At 55.3% G+C, this 18,975-nt stretch carries 16 protein-coding genes and 1 pseudogene; 12 read left to right on the top strand and 5 right to left on the bottom strand.

Annotated elements, in window-relative coordinates:
- Position 1 precedes the first annotated feature (1 nt).
- The 3 genes from H7B67_RS06770 to H7B67_RS06780 all read left to right on the top strand — a co-directional run bounded on the left by H7B67_RS06770 (position 2) and on the right by H7B67_RS06780 (position 1,914).
- Positions 2-865 (top strand): glycine betaine ABC transporter substrate-binding protein, encoded by an 864-nt coding sequence (locus H7B67_RS06770; protein ID WP_185119023.1) that lies wholly within the window; start codon positions 2-4, stop codon positions 863-865.
- Positions 866-1,042: 177 nt separating this feature from the next.
- Positions 1,043-1,390 carry a PadR family transcriptional regulator gene (locus tag H7B67_RS06775; RefSeq protein ID WP_425353881.1) on the top strand — a complete coding sequence of 116 codons (348 nt, stop codon included), beginning with the start codon at positions 1,043-1,045 and terminating at the stop codon, positions 1,388-1,390.
- A complete protein-coding gene (locus H7B67_RS06780; protein WP_185119025.1) occupies positions 1,387-1,914 on the top strand; it encodes a DUF2812 domain-containing protein in 528 nt (175 codons plus the stop codon). Before H7B67_RS06775 ends, H7B67_RS06780 begins: the two co-directional genes overlap by 4 nt.
- 62 nt (positions 1,915-1,976) lie before the next feature.
- Here the strand turns inward: H7B67_RS06780 and H7B67_RS06785 are convergent.
- Positions 1,977-2,255 (bottom strand): annotated as a pseudogene (locus tag H7B67_RS06785) (methyl-accepting chemotaxis protein); the annotation flags it as partial.
- A 273-nt stretch (positions 2,256-2,528) separates the two neighbouring features.
- Between H7B67_RS06785 and H7B67_RS06790 the strand changes: the two are divergent.
- The 6 genes from H7B67_RS06790 to H7B67_RS06815 all read left to right on the top strand — a co-directional run bounded on the left by H7B67_RS06790 (position 2,529) and on the right by H7B67_RS06815 (position 11,603).
- Positions 2,529-4,151, top strand: a complete 1,623-nt coding sequence (locus H7B67_RS06790; RefSeq protein WP_185119026.1) for a response regulator — start codon at positions 2,529-2,531, stop codon at positions 4,149-4,151.
- A 22-nt stretch (positions 4,152-4,173) separates the two neighbouring features.
- A complete protein-coding gene (locus H7B67_RS06795; protein ID WP_221468681.1) occupies positions 4,174-5,934 on the top strand; it encodes a sensor histidine kinase in 1,761 nt (586 codons plus the stop codon).
- Between the two features lie 5 nt (positions 5,935-5,939).
- Positions 5,940-6,926: a substrate-binding domain-containing protein gene (locus H7B67_RS06800; protein WP_185119028.1), complete on the top strand. Its 987-nt coding sequence runs from the start codon at positions 5,940-5,942 to the stop codon at positions 6,924-6,926.
- A gap of 1,021 nt (positions 6,927-7,947) precedes the next feature.
- Positions 7,948-9,462, top strand: a complete 1,515-nt coding sequence (locus H7B67_RS06805) for a sugar ABC transporter ATP-binding protein (RefSeq protein ID WP_185119029.1) — start codon at positions 7,948-7,950, stop codon at positions 9,460-9,462.
- A gap of 15 nt (positions 9,463-9,477) precedes the next feature.
- Positions 9,478-10,497 (top strand): ABC transporter permease, encoded by a 1,020-nt coding sequence (locus H7B67_RS06810; RefSeq protein ID WP_185119030.1) that lies wholly within the window; start codon positions 9,478-9,480, stop codon positions 10,495-10,497.
- 71 nt (positions 10,498-10,568) lie between these two features.
- Positions 10,569-11,603 (top strand): ABC transporter substrate-binding protein, encoded by a 1,035-nt coding sequence (locus H7B67_RS06815; protein WP_185119031.1) that lies wholly within the window; start codon positions 10,569-10,571, stop codon positions 11,601-11,603.
- A gap of 125 nt (positions 11,604-11,728) precedes the next feature.
- Here the strand turns inward: H7B67_RS06815 and H7B67_RS06820 are convergent, their stop codons facing one another.
- The 3 genes from H7B67_RS06820 to H7B67_RS06830 form a co-directional block, all read right to left on the bottom strand.
- Positions 11,729-12,367: a nitroreductase family protein gene (locus H7B67_RS06820; protein WP_185119032.1), complete on the bottom strand. Its 639-nt coding sequence runs from the start codon at positions 12,365-12,367 to the stop codon at positions 11,729-11,731.
- Positions 12,368-12,390: 23 nt separating this feature from the next.
- Positions 12,391-13,002 carry a TetR/AcrR family transcriptional regulator gene (locus tag H7B67_RS06825; protein WP_185119033.1) on the bottom strand — a complete coding sequence of 204 codons (612 nt, stop codon included), beginning with the start codon at positions 13,000-13,002 and terminating at the stop codon, positions 12,391-12,393.
- 238 nt (positions 13,003-13,240) lie between these two features.
- Positions 13,241-14,260 carry an alpha/beta fold hydrolase gene (locus H7B67_RS06830; RefSeq protein ID WP_185119034.1) on the bottom strand — a complete coding sequence of 340 codons (1,020 nt, stop codon included), beginning with the start codon at positions 14,258-14,260 and terminating at the stop codon, positions 13,241-13,243.
- Between the two features lie 135 nt (positions 14,261-14,395).
- Between H7B67_RS06830 and H7B67_RS06835 the strand changes: the two genes are divergently transcribed.
- Entirely contained in the window at positions 14,396-15,325 is a 930-nt protein-coding gene (locus H7B67_RS06835) for a LysR family transcriptional regulator (protein WP_185119035.1), read from the top strand.
- Here the strand turns inward: H7B67_RS06835 and yhbH are convergent.
- The gene (yhbH, locus tag H7B67_RS06840) at positions 15,322-16,467 is read right to left on the bottom strand and encodes a sporulation protein YhbH (protein WP_185119036.1); all 1,146 of its coding nucleotides are present in this window, start codon (positions 16,465-16,467) and stop codon (positions 15,322-15,324) included. The two genes, H7B67_RS06835 and yhbH, sit on opposite strands and share 4 nt — an antisense overlap.
- Before the next feature lie 313 nt (positions 16,468-16,780).
- On the opposite strand from yhbH, the gene pckA reads away from it, so the two are divergent.
- Both pckA and H7B67_RS06850 read left to right on the top strand, forming a co-directional pair.
- Positions 16,781-18,343, top strand: coding sequence for a phosphoenolpyruvate carboxykinase (ATP) (gene pckA, locus H7B67_RS06845; protein ID WP_342592390.1), 1,563 nt, complete (start codon positions 16,781-16,783; stop codon positions 18,341-18,343).
- A gap of 191 nt (positions 18,344-18,534) precedes the next feature.
- Positions 18,535-18,909, top strand: coding sequence for a DUF423 domain-containing protein (locus H7B67_RS06850; protein WP_185119038.1), 375 nt, complete (start codon positions 18,535-18,537; stop codon positions 18,907-18,909).
- The last annotated feature ends 66 nt before the right edge of the window (positions 18,910-18,975 follow it).

Genomic DNA, 18,975 nt, shown 5'->3' on the forward strand with positions numbered 1-18,975 from the left:
CATGAGAAAATGGGGTTTGTTGCTGTCGTTGGTCCTAATTATCGGCGTTCTCGCCGGCTGTTCGGAGAAAAGCGGGGACAAGTCCATTAAGCTTGCCTATGTCGCTTGGGATTCGGAGATCGCGAGCACGAACGTCGTCCGCGAGGTGCTGGAGACGAAGCTGGGCTATAAAGTCGAGATGCTGCAGGTCGACGCGGGCCCGATGTGGACAGGGATCGCCGACGGCAGCGCCGACGCGATGGTCGCCGCTTGGCTTCCGAGCACTCACGCTTCCTATATGGAGAAGTATGCTTCCGACATCGAGGATCTCGGCCCTAACCTGAACGGCACGAAGACCGGCTTGACGGTTCCGGCCTACATGGATATCACGTCGATCGAGGATTTGAAGAACGCGGATACGCTGACCGCTTTGGACGGCCAAATCATCGGGATCGAGCCGGGAGCGGGAATCATGATGGCGACGGAGAAGGCGATGGAAGAGTATGCCCTGAGCGATTATAAGCTCGTGGAGAGCTCTTCCGCCGCCATGGCTCAGGAGCTGCAGAAGGCATACGACGCGCAGAAGCCGATCGTCGTCACGGGATGGACGCCGCACTGGATGTTCGCGAAGATGGATCTGAAGTACCTGGAGGATCCGAAGGGCGTCTACGGCGGGGACGAGCAGATCCATACGGTGGTCCGCAAGGGCCTTAAGGAAGACAAAGCGGACGCTTACGCCTTCCTCGACAAGTTCGAATGGACCCCGGACGATATGGCCGCGGTCATGGTAGCCATTCAAGAAGGAGCTTCTCCGGAAGACGCCGCGAAGGATTGGGTGGCGGCTAACGAAGACAAGGTGAACGCTTGGGTGGAAGGGATCGAATAATCCGGATTAGGTATTGCGTTAAGCTTCCGACTGTCAGGGTCGGAAGCTTTTTTGTCATTATTTTCTTCAAGTATATTGACAATCGATGTATCGCGTTTTAATATACTGACATACGATGTATCGAAACACGATATAATGAATGGCGATATAAATCGTCAGGAAAAGGGGGGAACCCGATTGGAGAAATGGAAGGACATGCTGCCGCTGACGGAAGCTTTCTACTATATCCTGGTCTCCTTGTACGTGGAACCGTCGCACGGCTACGGGATCATGCAAGAAGCGGAGAGGATGAGCGGCGGACGGGTGAAGATCGGTGCCGGCACGCTGTACACGGCGCTGAACACCCTGCTGAACAAAGGGGTCATCGACAACTATCCGGTTCCGGAAGGAATGGACTCCCGGCGGAAGATGTACGCGATCACGGACGAGGGACGCGCCGTCGTGAAAGCGGAGATCGCGAGATTGGAAGAATTGTTGGAATCGGGCAAACACGCACTGAGCATAGGGGAGGAACGCGGAACATGACAACGGCTAAAGAGAAGCGTTACCGGTTATCTCTAAGTTGGGAACACGAGAAAGAAGAGGATTGGCTGAACGAGCGGTCGGCGGAGGGGCTTCATTTCGAGAAGATCAACTTCATCAAGTACACGTTCGAACGCGATCCGTCTGTACGATATACGTATCGGCTGGATTACCAGGGCGGCTTGAACAATAAAGAGAAAAAGCAAGAATATATCGACTTGTACAAAGACGCCGGATGGGAGTACGTTTGCTCTTACGGAGCGATGTGGCATTACTTTCGGAAGGAATGGAGGGAGGGGGAGAACCCTCAACTGTACACCGATCGCGAGTCGCTCATCGCCCTCTATAAACGGATCCAGTCGCTGATAGCCGTCTTATTCCTGTGCAACCTCGGCATTATGTCCTTTAACCTATCGAGACCGGGACCTATTCGAATCGTTATCCTCGCGATTTATGCGTTCATCTTCTTCGCGCTCGGCTTCGGCTATGTAAAGCTTAACAAGAAGGTTAAGGAGATGACAAAGTGATAGGAAAGCGCAAGGCAAAGAAGCAGGGGAGAAAACCCCCTGCTTCTTGCCATTAAAATAGCTTATACGGACACGAGCTTTTCGAAGAATTCCTTCAGCTTCTGATTCGTTTCGTTCATCTGCTCGATGCCGGACATGAATTGGGCGACGAGCTCGGCTTGATCCCGGGAGGCGTTCGCGGTCTGGGAGATTTCGTTCTCCATCTGCTTGATGGATTGTTGGACGGAGAGAAGCGACTTCTCGATCTCGCTCGTGGCGTCTTTGGTGCTCGTGGACAGCTTACGGACTTCCTTGGCGACGACGTTGAACCCGGCTCCGAGCTCTCCGACGCGTGCGGCTTCGACCGCCGCGTTCTAGCTCTTCAAGTCCTTTCTCGCTGCGAATTTGATTTAGTACTGATAGCACCTATCTTTTTTATCGGTAATTAGCCTTGCCGAAATGAAGAAATTGGAAAAATCGCCGTTGAATTTTCCTTCCCCGCTTAGAGGAGAGTAAATTCTTCTACCAAGAGGAGAAAATTCCCCATTGCCCCCTCTCCGATCGAGCCGCTATTCTTAAGTAGAGTCTGTCTAGGAGAGGAAGTTCCGAGCTTGCCGTGAGGGAGGGCCTGTTCCGTGTACAAACTGATCATCGCGGATGACGAAGTGTTGGTTAGGGAAGCGATCAAGAACCAGATGAATTGGACCGAGCTCGGCTTCGAATGCGCCGGAGTGTACGAAGACGGCGAAGACGCGCTCGAGGCCATGAAGCGGGAACCGGCGGACGTCGTCCTGACGGATATCGGGATGCCGTTCATGGACGGGCTTCAGTTGACTCGCGAATTGGGGGTAAAGTTCCCGGAGGCCAAGGTGATCATTCTGACCGGGTACGACGATTTCGATTACGCGCAGCAGGCGATTAAGCTTCAAGCCGTGGACTATATTTTGAAACCGGTTACATCCTCCGAGCTCGGCAAGATCCTGCTTAAGCTGCGGGAGGAGCTGGATGCCAAACGAAGCAAAGAGCGGGATTACGAGAAGCTGAAACGCGAGATGACGGAGAGCATGCCGATCCTGCGCGAGAGATTCCTGGAGAGGCTGATGACCTCGGCGATGCCGATTCGGCAGAGGGACGAGGGCCTCCGATACTACCGGATCGAATGGGCGGGCCCGTATCTGGCGGAGCTGGCGATCGACGTCGACGATTACGAGTGGGAGCTTCCCGCCACGGCGACCGACCAGCAGCTCATCCGTTTCGCCGTTTTTAACGTTTCGCAAGAATTAATAGAACGCAGAGAGGGGACGGCGGTTTTTCGCGATCGGGAAAATCGGGTGTTTGCCCTGCTGTCGGGAGATGACCCTCAGGAGCTTCAGGAGAGGGCGCTCGCGATCGCCGAGGAAGCGCACCAAGCGATAACGGAGATTCTTCCCGTGAAGCTCTCCGTCGGAATCGGCTACAGCTGCCGTCATGAGCAGGACGATGTGCTGTTCGCCCATCGGACGGCGCTCTCGGCGCTCGAGTACCGCTTCGTCATCGGCGATAACGCGATTATCCGGCTATCCGACATCGAGCGGCGCAGAAAGCCGGAGGAGGTGCCGGTCGTCGCATGGGAGAACGAGCTCGTCACGAAGCTGAAGACGGGAACCTTGGAAGAGATGGACGAGGCGGTGAACCGGCTCTTTGCCGGCATCCGCGAGAGCCTTCTTCCGCTGGAGGTCTGCCAGATGTACCTGCAGAGAATCGTGTTGACGATCATGCACGCGTTCTGCGAGATGACCTCGGAAGATCGGCGGATGTCGGAGCCCGCCTATAGCCAGGTCCAGCAGATGGCGTTCCTCGAATCGCTCGACGAGACCCAGCAATGGATGCGGGAGCTGTTCCGTTCGCTCGTGACCCAGGTTCGCGGCATGCGGGAAGACCAAAGCCTCCAATCGGTGAACAAAGCGCTGGAATTCGTCCGCAGAAACCTGAAGGACCCGGAGCTGAGCTTGATTTCGGTCTGCAAGCATATCTCGATGAGCCCGAGCTACTTCAGCGCCCTGTTCAAACAGAACACCGGACGAACGCTGATCGAGCATGTGACGAGCGAGCGGATGGAGCGCGCGAAGGAGCTGCTCGCCAACACTTCCATGAAGAGCTACGAGGTCGCCCACGAGGTCGGGTACGGCGATCCCCACTACTTCAGCGGAGTGTTCAAAAAGCATTGCGGCGACACCCCGACCGATTACCGGCTTAAAACGACAACCAGGAAAGCGTGATTCCGTGAGGCTTCTTTTTCGAATGCGCAGCTTTCAAACCCACATCGCGCTCGTCTTCGTCGCCGTGATCCTATTGACGATCCTGATCATGGGCGTAACCTCGTATTACCTGTCCCGTGAATCCGTGCAGGCGAACGCGGAATCGTACACGACGGAGCTCGTCAAGCAGGTGAACAAGAACATCGAGTCGTACGTGAACGGCATGCTGTACATGTCCGACCTCGTCGCGAACAATCGCACCGTCATCGATTACCTCTCGGCTTCTTCGTTCCCGAGCCCGGATGAAGAGAAGAAGCTGAAGGGAACCGTCACCGACTTCCTGGAATCGATGCTCGTCTCGCGCACCGATATCGCGTCCGTGAACCTTATCGGGAACGGCGACAAGCTGCTGACCGGCCGACAGGATCTCATATGGAACCCTTATATCGATCTGAGGAGCATGAAGTGGTACCAGGATGCCGTAGCGGCGCACGGGGCCAACGTGATTTCGTCTTCTCACGTGCAGCCTATTTTCAAAGACCGATATCCGTGGGTGGTATCGTTAAGCCGGGAGCTGATCGCACCGGACGGACGGAGCCTGGGCGTGTTCCTGGTCGATCTCAACTTCAGCGTCATGAACGACATTCTGAAGGACATCAAGCTCGGGCATCGCGGGTATGTCTTTATCGTCGATCAGAATGGGCGGATCGTCTATCATCCGCAGCAGCAATTGATCTACAGCAACCTGAAGTCCGAGAGGATCGGCGAGGTGCTGAAGGCGAGAAACGGAACGTTCGTGAGCGACGAAGGGGACGACAGCCGGATGTATACGGTGCGGGATTCCGACTTCGGTTGGAAAATCGTCGGGGTCTCCTACGTAAACGAGCTCGCCCAGAATTCGGATAATTTGAAGGTCGGTTTTCTCGTTCTCGGGCTGGCGTGCGTCGCGCTGGCCGCCGTGATCGCCGTCTTTCTCGCGCAGCGGGTCAGCCGTCCGATCCGGCAGCTGGAGAAGCATATGAAGGAAGTGGAGCGAGGCAACTTCGACATTCACGTGCAGGTTCCGAGAACGATCGAGATCGGAAGGCTGGCTCGGGCGTTCAACCTCATGGTCGGCAAAATCAAAGAGCTGATGAATCAGGTGATCCACGACCAGGAGCAGAAGCGGCAGAGCGAGATCAACGCGCTTCAGGCGCAGATCAATCCTCACTTCCTGTACAACACGCTCGATTCGATCGTCTGGATGGCCGAGAGCAACAAGAACCGGGAGGTCATCGCGATGACGTCGGCCCTCGCCAAGCTGTTCCGCGCCTCGATCAGCAAGGGGGAGGAGCTGGTGCCTCTTCGCAACGAGATCGAACATATCGCGAACTATCTGCGAATCCAGCAGATGCGCTACAGCGACAAGCTGGATTATTCGATCGATATCGGGGATTCCGCGATGCATTACTATACGATCAAGGTCATTCTGCAGCCCATCGTGGAGAACGCCATCTACCATGGAATCAAGAAAAAGAAAGGCATGGGCTTCATCACGATCGCCTCGGAAGAGACGGAGAACGAGCTGCTGCTGCGAGTCGAGGACAACGGGATCGGCATGGACGAGGAGACCCTTAAGGGACTGCTTCGTCCGAACGCCGGGCGGAAGGACGGGAAGGGCGTCGGCGTTCGGAACGTACACGAGCGGCTGCAGCTTTACTTCGGGGTGCCGTACGGACTGGTCTATTCGAGCCGCCCGGGCGAGGGAACGAAGGTTACGCTTCGGCTGCCCAAGATAACGGATAGGAACGATTCGGGAGAGTGACAGAGATGATCGCAAGCCGTCTTCGCACGATCGTGCTGGTCGTTATATCCGCCTTCCTCTTGGTCTTGCTCGGCGGATACCTGGTGGACAGGTTCTCCAAGCCCGATCGCCTCGACATTCAAGTCATCATCAAATCAACCGACGATTCCGTCGAGTTCTGGCAGGTGATGATGGACGGCATCGAGGTCGCCGCGAACGAATTCGGGCCGTCCGTCGCGATAACCGGCTCCCGGTCCGAAGCCGATATCGACGGGCAGATCGCTCTCGTGGAGGACGCGATCGAGAAGAAGCCGGACGCCATCATACTCGCCGCCAACGATATCGACCGCCTGGTGCCCGTCGTCGAGAAGGGGGAGAGCCGGGGAATCCGGTTCTTCATCGTCGATTCCGGCATCGATTCGGATGTCCCCGAGAGCGTGATCGCCACGGACAACATCAAGGCGGGCGAAGCGGCGGGGACCGAAATGCTGCGCCATCTGGAAGGGACCGGCAAGGTGGCGATCCTCAATTTCGTAGGGACCGCCGCTTCCCTGATCGACCGGGACCGGGGAGTCCGGTCGGTCCTGGAAGGCAAACCGGGCATCGAGCTGATGGACACCTTCGATGCCGCCGGATCGTTATCGAACGCTTACGAGATTGCGAAGCGGGTTCTCTCGGAACATCCGGACGTGCGGGGCATCGTCGGCCTGAACGAGCCGACGACGGTCGGCGCTGCGCGGGCGATCAAGGAGCTGGGCCTGGCGGGGCAAGTCAAGCTGATCGGCTTCGACAGCTCCGTCAACGAGATCAAGCTGCTCGAGGAGGAGGTCATGCAGGCCACGATCATTCAGAAGCCTTTTCAGATGGGGTATCTGAGCATCAAGACGGCGGTGGAGGCTCTCGGCGGAGCGTCGGTTCCGCGGGTGATCGACACCGGCTCCCTCGTCATCACGAAGAGGAACATGTACGAGGAAGAGAACCAGAAGCTGCTGTTTCCGTTCTATGATAGATAAGAAGCTGTTGGGAGAAAAACGGGCCGCGCGCCCGTTTTTTTGTGCTTATTGGGGGCTTGGGGCGCTGATTGTTGGGGGAATGTGCTGAAGAAGGTAGTTAGAATACTCTCTTGCGTTGATTGTTGGGGGAATGTGCTGAAGAAGGTATTCAGGCTACTCTCTTGCGTCGATTCGTGGGAGAATGCGCCGAAGAAGGTATTCAGGCTACTCTCTTGCGTCGATTGGCGGAGGGATGAGCGGAAGAAGGTATTCAGGCTACTCTCTTGCGTCGATTGCTGGGGGGATGCGCAGAAGAAGGTAGTCAAACTACTCTCTTGCGTCGATTGGTGGGGGATGAGCCGAAGAAGGTAGTCAGGTTACTCTCTTGAGCGAAGTATTTGAAGGGAGCTACTTGACTAAGAGAGGTGCGTGGTACCCCACATCGGCGATGATTCGAGATTATAGGCGAAAGAGTGGTATGTGGTACCCTACATCGGCGATGACTCGAGATTATGGGCGAAAGAGTGGTACGTGGTACCCCGCATCGGCGATGACTTGAGGTTATGGGCGAAAGAGTGGTATATGGTACCCCACATCGGCGATGACTTGAGGTTATGGGCGAAAGAGTGGTACGTGGTACCACACATCGGCGATGACTTAAGGTTATGGGCGAAAGAGTGGTATGTGGTACCCCACATCGGCGAAGATTTCAGGTTATGGTCGAAAGAGTGATACGTGGTGGTACCACTCTTTTGTATTCGCCACATATGGAACTCCTCATAGGGTCAGACGCACAACTTCAACCTCCGCATTTTTTTCGACTGTTTCCGTAAAAAACTACATGTAAGCGATTCCATTAGGCGTGTAATATCGGTAACAAGAGTAGCAAGAACAAAAGCAGCAAGACGGACAGAAGAACAGAACAACCAGAAACCAGAACAATCAGAAACCAGAAGAACCAGAAACTAGAAGAACCAGACAAACCAGAAGAACCAAAAACCAAAAGTACCAAAACACCTGCAACACGGAAGGAGGAACGGACATGAGCGCAGCGCTCGTGAGCATGAAGGGAATCGAGAAGCGCTTCGCCGGCGTGCATGCGTTGAGGAGCTGCCGGTTCGAGCTGCTGGCGGGAGAGGTTCACGCGCTGGTCGGGGAGAACGGAGCCGGCAAGTCGACGATGATGAAAATCCTGACCGGAGTCTACCAGATGGACGACGGCGAGATCGAGTTCAAAGGCGCTCCCGTCCAGATCGCGGACACGAAGGCCGCCCAGAAGCTCGGCATCAGCATGATCCACCAGGAGCTGAACCTCGCTCCGGATCTAACGGTGGCGCAGAACATCTTTATCGGCAGGGAGCCGCGGAAGTGGGCCGGGATTCTGCTCGACGATAAGAAGCTGAACAAGCAAGCGGAGCAGCTGCTAAAGCAGATGAACCTCGATATCGAACCGACGTCCCTCGTCGGCAGTCTCACGGTGGCGAAGCAGCAGATGGTCGAGATCGTCAAAGCGATCTCCTACGAGTCGCAGGTGCTGATCATGGACGAGCCGACCGCGGCGCTTAGCGACACCGAGATCGAGGAGCTGTTCGTCATGATCGGCAGGCTGCGGGCGCGCGGAGTCGGCATCGTGTACATCTCGCACCGAATGGCGGAGCTGCAGCGAATCTCCGACCGGATCACCGTCATGCGGGACGGCAGCTACATCGATACGGTGCCGACGAAGGAGACGACGGTCGATCGGATCATCGCGATGATGGTCGGACGGGAGCTATTCCACCATGCTTCTTCGGACACGCTGTCGCAGAGCAGGGAAGTCGTGCTTGACGTAAGAGGGCTGCGGCGCGGCAAGACGATCAAGAACGTCAGCTTCCAGCTCCGCAAAGGAGAAATTCTGGGCTTGTCCGGCTTGATCGGAGCGGGACGCACCGAGCTGGCGCGAGCGATCTTCGGCGCGGATCCGATCGATTCCGGCGAGATTTACGTGCGGGGGAAAAAGGTCAGGATCGCGAATCCCCACCAAGCGGTGAAGGAAGGAATTGGCTACTTGTCCGAAGACCGCAAGCGCTACGGCTGCCTCGTCGATTTGGACGTCCAGTCCAATGTGGCGATCTCTTCGTTCCGGGAGTTTTCCAAGCTGTCGTGGATGTCCAAGGCAAGCATTCGCGAGTCCGCGGAGAAAGTCGTCGAGAACTTAAAGGTGAAGACGCCCGGCGTACATCAGCAGATGAGGAACCTGTCCGGCGGCAACCAGCAGAAGGTCATCATTGGCAAGTGGCTCACGAAGGATTGCGACATCCTCATCTTCGACGAGCCGACGAGAGGGATCGACATCGGCGCGAAGAGCGAGATCTACAAGCTGCTCGACAGCCTGGCCCGGCAGGGCAAGTCCATCATCATGATGAGCTCGGAGCTGCCGGAGATCCTGCGGATGAGCCATCGGATTCTCGTCATGTGCGAGGGCCGGGTCACCGCCGATCTCGTGAACGACGGCAAGCTGACGCAGGAAACGATCATGCAGTACGCAACCAGAAGAGAAGAGGAGCTTTACGCCTAAACGGAGGGATTCGTCATGAAAAGAACGTCGCTCGCGCTTGAGCCGCAAACCCCGACGGGGAAGCAGCCTTTTCGGTTCAAAAGCGGATTTTGGCAGCAGTTTCTCGCATTCGGCAGTCTGATCGTCCTGTTGATCGTCTTCTCGCTCGCCTCCGAGAACTTCTTCCAGTTCTCGAACATCGTCGGCATTCTCTTGTCGACGGCAGTCACGGGCGTGCTGGCGTTAGGCGCGACCTTCGTCATCATCACGGGGGGCATCGACCTCTCGGTCGGCACGGTCATGACGCTCAGCGCGGTCATGACGGGAGTCAGCATCAGCTTCTGGGGGACGCCGATCTGGGTCGGCCTATTGGTCGGCATCCTGACCGGCGCGCTGTGCGGCTGCGTCTCCGGCTACGCGGTGTCGAAGCTGAACATTCCTCCCTTTATCGCCACGCTCGCGATGATGATGATCGCCAAGGGGCTCGCGCTCGTCATCTCGGGAACGAAGCCGGTCTATTTCACGGACGCCAAAGGCTTCACTGACATTTCCCTCGGCTCGTTGCTCGGCGATATTTTCCCCGGCTTCACGATCCCGAACGCGGTGCTGATCTTCTTCGCGGCCGCCATTATCGGCAGTCTCCTGCTGACCCGGACTTTGATCGGACGTTACAACTTCGCCATCGGCAGCAATGAAGAAGCGACGCGTCTCTCCGGCGTCAACGTCGGCTTCTGGAAAATCGTCATCTACACGATAGCCGGAGTGTTCACCGGAATCGCGGGCATTCTGATCGCTTCCCGGCTGAACTCCGCCCAGCCGGCTCTCGGCCAAGGCTACGAGCTCGAAGCGATCGCCGCCGTCGTCATCGGCGGAACGTCTCTCAGCGGAGGCAAGGGCACCATCGTCGGCACCGTCATCGGCGCTCTCATCATGAGCGTGCTGACCAACGGGCTTCGAATTCTGTCCGTGCCGCAGGAATGGCAGACGGTCGTCGTCGGCTTCGTCATTTTCCTGGCGGTTTACGCCGACATGCTCAGACGCAAGAAAGCCGCTTGATTCCGATATGGTCTTCGATCCCGAAGATTATATAAAGCTATCAAACACATTCGTTAAAGGGGAGCATTCCTATGAAAAAGAGCTTGAGAGCATGGTCAACCGCATCTCTATTGTTGGCCGGAGTACTGGCATTATCGGCATGCGGATCGAACAATAATGGTAACGGAGGCAACAATGGCGGAGCGGCGTCGCCCGAAGCGAGCAAGCCGGCGGCGTCCAATCCCGCGGCTTCCGGCGAGAAGCTGTACATCCCGATCATCTCCAAGGGCTTCCAGCACCAGTTCTGGCAGGCGGTCAAGATCGGAGCCGAGAAGGCGGCGGCGGAGCTTAACGTCGAGATCACGTTCGAAGGACCGGAGACGGAGGAGCAGGTCGACAAGCAGCTCGAGATGCTGCAGGTCGCGCTCGACAAGAAGCCTGACGCGATCGGTTTCGCCGCTCTGGACAGCAAGGCGGCGCTGCCATACCTCGAGAAGGCGAAGAGCTCGAACATTCCGGTCATCGCGTTCGACTCCGGCGTCGACAGCGACATTCCGGTGACGACGGCGTCGACGGACAACCGGGCGGCGTCCGCGCTCGCCGCCGACAAGATGGCGGAGCTTATCGGGGGCAGCGGCGAGATCGCCGTCGTGGCGCACGACCAAACGAGCCGCACCGGCGTCGACCGCCGCGAGGGCTTCGTGAAGCAGATCGAGGAGAAATACCCGGACATCAAGATCGTCGATATCCAATACAGCGGCGACCACCTGAAGGCGACCGACCTCACGAAGGCGATTCTCCAAGCCCACCCGAATCTCAAGGGCATCTTCGGCACGAACGAAGGCGCGGCGATCGGCGTCCTGAACGGCGTCGCCGAATCGAAGATGGACGGCAAGGTCGTCGTCATCGGCTTCGACTCCGGCAAGGCGCAACTGGATGCGATCCGCAGCGGCAAGATGGCGGGCGCGATCACGCAGAACCCGATCGGCATCGGCTACGAGACGGTGAAGGCGGCGGTCGCGGCGATCAAGGGCGAAACCGTCGAGAAGAACATCGATACCGGCTTCTATTGGTACGACAAGAACAATATCGACGACGAGCAGATCAAGGCGGTTCTGTACGAATAATCCGGAAGCAGGCAGGGAGGCCGCGAACGTTGCGGCCTCCCTTCTTCATGGAAGAAAGTTAGGCAAGCGCTACTTCCCTCCCAATGAATAACTTACTCGAATATTAGAAGTCCCGCGGACTAGCATTATTTCCATTGCGCAATATCGTCTACCGGCAATCGAACGGGCGGGCGGCCTTCGGCTGCCGCTTTGCCGATCGAAATAATAAGGATCGGGATGTAACGCGCGGCATCCAGCCCGAACGCTTCTGCCATCTTTTCTTTGTTAAACCCGGCCATCGGATTGGTGGCGTAGCCATGCGCGTAAGCGGATAGCAATAATTGCATAGATACAAGTCCGCCGTCAACCATCATGGATTCACGCTTTTCTTGAACGGAGAAACGATCGAATATAGGTACGACAGTCGCCAGAATCTTATCTTTCATCTCCTGCGGCATATGGCCGAGTTCTACCGCTTTGCCATAAATCTCATCGGCTCGGTCCGCAAACCGGAGATCGCCAAACACGGCAATGACAGCGGAGGAGGTAAAGATTTGCGTCGAATTGAACGGCGCAATCTCGATCAGCTTCTCCTTGGCTTCCTGGCTTTCTATGATAACGAACCGCCACGGCTGCAAATTGAACGAGGACGGCGCAAGAGTAGCTTCCTTCAAGATTTGGCTCATTTCCTCCCGGCTGATTTTTACCTCCGGATCGTATTTCTTAATGGTACGTCGTCCGTGAATAACCTCGTTAAAATCCAGAACCTTATTCGATGTAGTCATCTGGTGTTCCTGCCTTCTTATGATTATGAAGCATCGGGAGAAGCGGGAGGGCTGCCGACAAGCAAACGGTCGATAATATCGGACAGCGCTTGCCGTTTCGCTTCATATTCTTGTTCATTCCAGTCAAAAATCCCTTTGTCAAACCAGAAGGAGGCGCCTACTAGCAAAAATTCCGCGGCCAGTTCCGGCTGCCGAACATGGAATGCTCCTTCTTCCACGCCTTGTTGAACGATTTGCCGAGCATAGGGGAGCAAGGCCATGATCTCGGCGACGATCCATTTCTGATGCAGGGTGCTGTTGATTTCTTGATGCAGGAATTCAAAGACGTCTACGTCTTCCTCGTTCGGGGAAGCTTCCGTAAATAGACGCGTAAGCTTCTCAAGAGCATTCCATTGCGTACTTTCGACCAAGAGCTTTACTTGTTCGAGTCTTGTGGCCAAGGTACGCTCGCAAGCGGCGTTGACGACTTCTTCTTTGGATTGGAAATAGTAGTAGAACGTCCCTTGGGCAACTCCGATTTTTTTGACGATATCGCTGACCGAGGTCTGTTCATAGCCCTTGGCAGCAAACAACTCCATTGCGGCATTTAACAACTCATCTTTTCGTTCCTTTGGATCCTTGGAAATTCTCGGCATGGATAGCTCTCCTTTTCCGTTCACTCCTGTCTTGTTTTAATAATATCCAATTGACTGAATGTCAGTCAATTTAATAAACTTATTCTACCTATTGACTGACTGTCAGTCAATAGGGGAGTAACGGCTGCTTTTGTCGGAGTGGTTGTAATGGCGACTTATCCATTATTGCGCCGTGCATCCGCTTAAAAAAAGGCAGGATCGGCGAATGCCTTATCCTGCCTTCTTGCCTGCAGAGGATCTATTCGTTCGTACCAAGCGCCAACAAGCGTTTTAGGTTGTCGTCGATAAATTGATTATCGACACGGTTAATTCCGCGTCCGGCAAAATGGCCCCAGATCGACTCGATAGGACTAAAAACAGCATTAGGGATTAGCTTTGCCTCGTATTCGTTATCTTCCGCCGTGCAGAAGAGGTCCGTGCTCCCCGGCATGACGCAGGCCAGCGCTTTGATGCTTCGGAGCGCCTCGTCGAAGTCTCCGTTATAGGCGGGGTTCGCGCTAATATCTGCATTTTGGCCTGTCCATATCATGGCCAGGACGTTGTGCGGATCCATCTTCATGAAGCTGTCTTCCCAGACGCCTGCCATGAAATCAGTCAAGGAGTCGAATCCCATCGAGCGGTAAAGCTCCTCTCTGTAAAACGCCTGCGATAAGCCCCAGCCTGCATACACGCGGCCAACGGCGCGCATGTCCTCAGACGTCAACTGGTTTAGCTTGCTTGAATCGAAACCGACCGCGGCCAGAAGCGGAGCTTTCATTCCTTCCAGGACCACGTGCGTTTGGGGCCAAGTCTTGGCGACTCCGGCGAAAGGCGCGATTCGTTCCACCATGTCCGGATAGCTTGCTCCCCATTGGAAGGATTGAATGCCTCCCATTGACCATCCGACGACGAGAGCGATCTTCTCGATGCCGAATTTTTCGGTCACCAGCCGATGCTGTAATTTAACGTTGTCATAGATGGTTACCTGCGGAAAGTTAGCCCGGTCGAATGGGGGAGGCGTGTTGCTGGGTGACGAAGATAATCCGTTGCCCAGCAAATTCGGAACGATAATGAAATAGTTCTGCGGATCTAGCGCCATGCCGTTGCCGATCAGCCATTCATTCTGAACGTGCCAGTCGCCGAAAGCGGTCGGATAGACGATGACATTATCTTTCTTTGCATTCAATCTTCCATAGGTCTTATAAGCAAGAAAAGCGCTCGGCAACGTCATGCCGGATTGCAAGGTGACGTCACCCAAATCGAAAATCTCATAATCCATCGCTTGTCGCTCCCTTCATGATGAAACATAAGAATGTATTTCTTGTGCTAAGTATAGGCCTGTGATATTTTCAATAAAAGTGATTAAAATTCAAAGCAATATTCAAAAATATTGAATGTAATGAGGGATAGCAGGATGGAATTGCGCCAACTGAATACGTTCCGCACGGTAGCGTCTACTTTAAATTTCAGTCGGGCGGCGGAAGTGCTGAGCTACGTCCCCTCCAACGTCACGATGCAAATCAAAGCATTGGAGGACGAGCTTGGCGTTCGTCTCTTCGACCGCTTGGGCAAGCAGCTTGTTCTCACGAATGAGGGCAAACGCTTTTTGACTCAAATCCAGGACGTTCTAGACAAATTGGACGAAGCCCGTAGCATCGTACATGATAATGACAACCTAAGCGGCACCTTAACGATAAGCGCCAACGAGGTTATTTGCGCCTATCGGCTTCCGGCTGTCTTTAAATTATTTCGTTCGCAGCATCCGGGAGTCCGGCTCATCTTCCGCTCCGTTCCGAATCAGCAGCTCAAGCAAACGCTCTTCGAGGGAGCCGCGGATGTCGTCTTTATGCTGGACGAACCCATTCGCTCGACGGGACTTGCGGTGGAACCGCTGCTGGAGGAAACGTTCCGCTTATTCGCCGCTCCGGACCATCGTCTCTCCAAACGACCCGTATTGCAGCTGGATGATTTTCACGGAGAAGCGTTCCTGACGAATGAAAAGGGTTGTCCCTATCGAACCATGTTCGACCGGGCATTCGAGAGAGGGGGCATCGATAGTATTACTTATTTGGAGTTTCAAAGCGCCGAAGCCATTAAACAATGCGCCATTTCGGGAATCGGCATTGCCTTTCTTCCCGAGATTGTTGCGGAAACCGAAGTAGAGCGGGGCGAACTGGTTGCTCTTCCCTGGCAAATACCGGATTTGCGCGTGCATACGCAGATGTTATGGCATAAAGACAAGTGGCTTTCGCCGATTCTGTCCGCTTTCATAGAAGCGGCAAGGCGCGGAATGAAAGAAGCGATCGCCTCCGAAGGAGAAGACGATCGCTCTCGCATGCTTTAACTCACGGCTTCCCTCTTCTTGAAGAACGTCTTGAGGGCGCTGTAGATCTCGGTTTTCTCCTTGATGACGTGGTACAGGAACTGCTGATGCTCCAGGTGCTTGTAGGCGGACATGAGGGTGCTGGAGCGGTTGTACTGGTTGACTTCGCCGTAGCCGAAAATATTCGCAACATTCAGAATTTCTTTGATGAGCCGAACGCATCGTTCGTTGTCGCTCGTGAGGTTATCGCCGTCGGAGAAATGGAAGGGGTAGATGTTGTAGAGGGAGGGGGAGAAACGGCTGTCGATAATCTCCAACGCCTTGATATAAGCGGACGAGCAGATCGTCCCGCCGCTCTCGCCGCGCGTGAAGAATTCCTCCTCGGTCACTTCCTTGGCTTCCGTATGGTGCGCGATGAACACGATTTCCACCTTTTCATACTGCCGTCTTAAGAATCTCGTCATCCAGAAGAAGAAGGAGCGCGCGCAGTATTTCTCGAAGGAGCCCATGGAACCCGACGTATCCATCATGGCGAGGATCACGGCATTGTTCTGGGGCTTGATGATATCCTCCCAAGTCTTGAACCGCAGATCGTCGGGGGAGATGCCGGAGATCTCCGGACGGCCTTCGCGGGAATTGCGGCGCAGATTCTCCAGGATCGTCCGCTTCTTGTCGATGTTGGACATGATCCCTTTGCGGCGAACGTCGGTGAAGCGAACGTCCGTCGTCTCGATTTGCTCCTTCTCCTTGCGCTTCATGTAAGGCAGCTCGAGCTCCTCGAACAGCAGGTTTTCCAGCTCGGCAATGGAGATCTCCGCTTCCACAACGTCGTCGCCCGGCTGATCGCCGGCCCCTTCGCCCTTGCCGTTCGCGCTCTGGGGGTCGGTTCCGAGAACGTCGCCGACCTGGCTGTCGCCGTCCCCTTGGCCGACATGCTTGCGCTTGTTGTTGTTATAGATGAAGCGATATTCCTCCATGCTGCGAATCGGAATCTTGATGATTTGCCTCCCGTCCGAGAGGACGATATTCTCTTCCGACAGCAGGTCGGGCAAGTTCTGCTTGATGGCCTCGCGTACCTTCTGTTGATGCCGCGACTGATCCTGGTATCCCTTGCGATGCAATGACCAGTCTTCGCGCGACAGGATGAATGCCGGTTCAGTCATGGCGTGGACACCACCTTTTTTCTTGTTTAGGAGAGCATTGCGTCAAGGTTGGGGAATTTGTTCAGCATGAGTAAAAATCGTGTGTTATTCAATATATTCAGATGGTGAGCGGTTATGTGAACGAAATAAGTCCAAATCTAGCGGTCCCCTTCTACCCGAAACTAGCGGAATTTTCACAATAGGCGATAAAAATTTTATATTACACCACAAATAAATATAAATTATGTTCCAAATGGAATTGTGATGTACAATGTGTTCATAAATGAGTCACATATAGAAAATGTAACGCACATTGAGCGTAGGAGGTTCCAGAGTGGAGAACGTAGTATTGAAGCAGTTTACGATCCATTCCAATCTTTCCGTACCGCAATTAATAGAAGCCGCTCTTGCCAGGAAGGAGGGCGTGCTGACCTCCGCGGGCGCTCTGCAGGTGAGCACAGGCAAGTATACGGGACGTTCGCCGAAGGACAAGTATATCGTTCGCGAGCCATCGGTCATTAGCCATATTCAATGGGGGACCGTCAATCAGCCGATCTCGCCGGAGCGGTTCGAGGGGCTGTACCGCAAAGCTCTGAATTACATGGAGGAGCGGGATTTATTCGTGTTCGACGGCTATGCGGGCGCGGGTGAGGAGCATCGCTTGGCGATTCGCGTCGTCAATGAATATGCCTGGCACAATTTGTTTGCCCGCCAATTGTTTATCCGTCCGTCCGGCGAAGCGCCGATCACACGCCAGCCGGATTTCGAAGTGATCTCGCTTCCCGGCTTTAAAGCAGACCCGCTGACGGACGGCACCCAATCCGAGACCTTCATCATCATTTCCTTCGAGAAGAGAGTCGTTCTGATCGGCGGTACGGAATATGCGGGGGAGATGAAGAAATCCATCTTCAGCGTCCTGAATTATCTGCTGCCGCTGAAGGGCATTCTCCCCATGCACTGCTCTGCCAACGTGGGCGAGAAGGGGGACGTCGCGCTGTTCTTCGGATTATCCGGCACGGGGAAAACGACCCTCTCCGCCGATCCGGAACGGCATTTGATCGGGGATGACGAGCACGGGTGGTCCGACCGGGGAATCTTTAATTTCGAGGGAGGCTGCTACGCCAAATGCATCGGTCTCTCGGAGGAGAGCGAGCCGCAGATTTGGAACGCCATCCGGTACGGCGCCGTCCTGGAGAACGTGGCCGTCGATCCCCTTTCGCGCAAAGCGGACTACCGCGACAATGCGATAACGGAGAACACGCGCGCCGCCTATCCGTTGGAATATATCCCGGGCGCGGTCGCCTCCGGCCGGGCCGGGCACCCGAAGGTCATTCTATTCCTGACGGCCGACGCTTTCGGCGTGCTTCCGCCGATCTCCAGGTTAACCAAAGCTCAAGCGATGTACTATTTCTTATCGGGATATACCTCCAAGCTGGCGGGGACGGAAAGAGGGGTGACGGAGCCCGAGGCTACGTTCTCCGCCTGCTTCGGGGCTCCTTTCCTTCCTTTATACCCGAGCGTATACGCGGAGATGCTAGGGCGCCGAATCGAAGAGCACGACGCCAAAGTTTACTTGGTGAATACGGGCTGGACCGGCGGAGCTTACGGCACGGGCAAGCGAATGAAGCTAGCGCATACGAGAAAAATGATTGCGGCGGCGATCGACGGAACGTTGGAAGATGCGCCCTTCGGGCGGGATCCGATCTTCGGCCTCGACATTCCGGCGGAAGTTCCGGGAGTTCCCGCGGAGGTGCTGAATCCTCGCCGAACGTGGTCCGATCCGGCCGATTACGACGTCTGCGCGACGGCGCTGGCCAAACGCTTCGCGGATAATTTCAAGAGGTACGAGCCGGAGCTGCCGCCCGAGATCGTCCAAGCGGGACCTAAAGTCGAATAGTCTCCTAAGGATGCGGTGGTGCATGTCGCTTGAGCGGCTTGTTCTATCGCATTCTTTTTTTCTGTGATTCCGATCATCGGTCAGAGAGTTTCGAGCAAGCAATTTGTCCCAAATCGTTCATAGCGCGGCGCCGCGGAAAAGGGTATGATGAGAGCAGTTCAACATGAATCGTGTCAAAAGGAGGATTCCCATTGGTAAGGAAATATGCGATGATCGGCGCTTTCGTTGCGCTTCTGGCCGTCGTACTCGGGGCGTTCGGCGCCCATATGCTGGAGGAGAGGATCTCCGAGGACGATTTGAAGACGTTCGAAACCGGGGTGCGCTATCAGATGTATCACGGCCTCGGCATTCTGCTGGTCGCTCTGCTGGGAGACCGCTTCGGTTCCGGCAAAAACCTGCTTTGGGCGGGAAGGCTTCTTGTCGTTGGCGTCATTCTGTTCTCGGGGAGCCTGTACGGCTTGTCGCTGACCGGGTTAACCTTCTTCGGTCCGATCACCCCGCTCGGCGGAGCCTCGTTCATCGCCGGTTGGATCTGCGCGATCCTCGGCGCCCGCAAAACGGAATGAGTTCATAAATGTCGAATTTTGTTATATAATGAATATCATACATCATTTGTCATGTTTCCCGGACGG

Source organism: Cohnella thailandensis (genome assembly GCF_014212135.1).
Taxonomy (GTDB): Bacteria; Bacillota; Bacilli; order Paenibacillales; family Paenibacillaceae; genus Cohnella; species Cohnella thailandensis.